Here is a 2,661-nt window from a genome sequence, read left to right on the forward strand (position 1 = left end):
GGCTTGCGGAGCCCCTCCAGAGCCAGCATCCGCCGCAGTTCGATGATCTCGGCCCGCTGGGCCACGATCACTTGCCGCGCGAAGCGCCGGACCGTGGGGTTGGTGCTCTTGGCCAGGGCGTCGTGGGCCATGATCAGCGCCCCGCCGTGGTGGTTGAGCATCCCTTCGAGGAACCACACCACCCGGTTCTCCTTGGTGAGTCCGTCGCCCACCATCCGCATGCCGTCGATCCGGGCCTGGCCCATGCGCATCAGGCCCGAGAGGCTGTCGGGATCCCCGCCGGGAGCCAGCGCCACCGGGTACACGGGCGCCTGGGGATACCAGGCCTTGCGCCAGAGCCCCATGGCGCGGATCTCGTTGGCCTGATCCCGCCAGATCGTCTTGCCCAGGGCCCCAACGCCGGGTTGGCCGATGTCGAAGACGAATTCGCTCATGCGCAGCGCGCCGGTGTGGTGCTGCACCATCCCATCGATGAAGCGCAGGTCGTAGGTGGCGCCGGCGGGGCCCACCTCGTGCATGTGATCAGCGTGGGACGCCCCACCGGGCTTGCCCTCCATCGCGGGCATGCCTTCCATGCCCTGATGCCCTTCGTGCGGATTCATCTGGGCGAAGGCCGTGGAGGAAAGCACCAGCGCGGCGGACAGGGCCGGTAGGGAGAGCCGGAACGCGCGACGGACCATGGCAGGGAGAACGGACCTCCCCAACGTATGGGCTCCTGCTAGCTGGAGAGTCAAGAGATGGTGGGGCAGGGCTCAGGACTTCGGCGAGCTGCCCCCCGGATACCAGTTCCGGTACCACTGCTCCATCTGCTGGATCTCCTCGCTCTGGACCCGGACCATGGCCTGCTCCAGCTCACGCAGCTCCGGGTGCTGGGAATTGGTCTGGGCCATCGAGGCCATCATCACGCCCATCTGGTGGTGGGGAATCATCTGCTCGATGAAGGCGCGATCGAAATCGCCTGCCTGGCGCAGGGCCCAGAGGTTGGTGCCTCCACCCATGGTCCCCATCCCCATGCCTCCACCCATCCCCATGCCCATTCCCATGCCGTTCTGCCAGCCCCAGCCCGTGCCCGGTCCCCAGCTCGGTACATCCTGGCCGTACCAGGTCCGATACCAGTCGCGCATCTGGGCGTTTTCGCGCGTCTGACTGGCCTTGATGCTTTTGGCCAGGGCCTTGATCTCGGGCCGCTGGGCGCGGCTGAGGGCGAGATCGGCCATGGCGATGGCCCCGTCGTGGTGGGGGATCATCATCACGATGAAGTGCTGGTCCGAGGAACCGAGTCCCGTCCGGCCCTGGCCACGGGTTCCGCCTCCATAGCCGGGCATGCCTGGACCCTCTTCATAGCCATGCATGCCTGCACCGCCCCAGCCCTGGGCCAGGAACGGGGTGGCCCTCCAGAGGAGCGCCGTGCAGGCTCCTCCGGCGACGAGCGCCAAGAAGGCTGTACGCAGGCGGGCCCGTTGCCGGACAGTGTCACTGGCCATGGTTTCCCCGCTCCCTGCTCTGTTGCTTCCACCCTGGCAAGTCCCGAGAGCAACGAACCGAAGCGCAGCAGTCATGCTGCGGGAGCGGAGGATCCTCCCTCAGACGTTGAGATTCGGGCAGATCACGGCCGTGTTCGGCGCAGGATCGCTTTGCCAGTTCTGCAGCAGGCTTTGCAGTTCCCTCCTGAACAGACGCAGCTCCCGCAGCCGTTCGTCCACCAGATCGATCTGCCGTTGCAGCTGGCGCTGGATGTCGTCGCAGGGGAGCTGGCCGGCATCGTGCACGGCCAGACAGTCCTGAATGTGCTCAAGGCTGAGGCCCAGGCTCTTGAGCCGGCGGATGAAGTCAAGGCGACCCAGGCTTTCTTCGCCAAACAGTCTGTAGCCGCCTGTGCTTCGGCTCACCACCGGCAGGAGGCCGAGATCTTCGTAGTAGCGCAGCGTCTTCACCGGGAGGCCGCTGCGCCTGGCCAGCTCGCCGATCTTCATGGCAACGGGGGGAGAGCTAACACTCCTGGGGGCGGCGGACGGGGGGGCGATGGTCACGGAACGGTTGACTCTCCAGTTATGAGGAGACTTTACTGTGAATGATCTTTCTTTTCTGCTTCCGGTAAGTCGTCCAAGCCTTTTGGATGGATCGCGGCCGTGACGCTGCGGAGTGCCGGCAGTGTTCACGCCCAGTCCTTCGACACGTACCCCACCAGGGGGGAGGCTGGGGCCCGGGCCAGGACGCTTGAGTGCAGCGGAGCCTGCGCGATGGGAGGGCAGTGGATGCCCTGCGCCAATGAGCAGGCCCAGCACAGGGACCTGCGGAACAACTGACCCCCGACCCGGGACTTCTCCATGAGCCGGCGACACCCCTGATCATCAACGCCCTGTCGGGCTCGATCTACGGCCTGCTCCTGACCAACCATGTGGATGCCTTCTGGCTTCTCAAGCTGCATACCGGCAACTTTGGAATCATCAACCTGCAGCCGTACGACGCGGTGATCGTCGGAATCCTCACCTTGATCATTGCCATCTCCAGCGTCGGATTGATGATCGGAAGCCGGCCGAGGGCTAGTTCCGCCGGGTTGGGGGCTAGGTGTGATTTCCCACCAGGTTGTTCATGCCTGCAGCTGAGCTAGCCGCTGTTGGGGGGTGAGGCCACCCAGGGCCATATGGCACCTGCGGCCGT

4 protein-coding genes are annotated in these 2,661 nt (G+C 65.5%); 1 reads left to right on the plus strand and 3 read right to left on the minus strand.

The features are described 5' to 3' along the window. The 3 genes from KUG41_RS01380 to KUG41_RS01390 all read right to left on the minus strand — a co-directional run. Nucleotides 1-680 (minus strand): DUF305 domain-containing protein (locus KUG41_RS01380; RefSeq protein WP_216900323.1); only part of this gene is annotated, 680 nt, incomplete at its 3' end. Nucleotides 681-752: 72 nt separating this feature from the next. Continuing rightward, nucleotides 753-1,436, minus strand: coding sequence for a DUF305 domain-containing protein (locus KUG41_RS01385; protein WP_254216725.1), 684 nt, complete (start codon nt 1,434-1,436; stop codon nt 753-755). Nucleotides 1,437-1,583: 147 nt separating this feature from the next. Beyond that, nucleotides 1,584-2,030 (minus strand): heavy metal-responsive transcriptional regulator, encoded by a 447-nt coding sequence (locus tag KUG41_RS01390; protein WP_371733993.1) that lies wholly within the window; start codon nt 2,028-2,030, stop codon nt 1,584-1,586. Between the two features lie 99 nt (nt 2,031-2,129). On the opposite strand from KUG41_RS01390, the gene KUG41_RS01395 reads away from it, so the two are divergent. Further along, the gene (locus KUG41_RS01395) at nt 2,130-2,306 is read left to right on the plus strand and encodes a hypothetical protein (RefSeq protein ID WP_371733994.1); all 177 of its coding nucleotides are present in this window, start codon (nt 2,130-2,132) and stop codon (nt 2,304-2,306) included. Nucleotides 2,307-2,661 lie beyond the last annotated feature (355 nt).

Source organism: Synechococcus sp. CCY 9618, from assembly GCF_019038415.1.
Taxonomy (GTDB): domain Bacteria; phylum Cyanobacteriota; class Cyanobacteriia; order PCC-6307; family Cyanobiaceae; genus Cyanobium.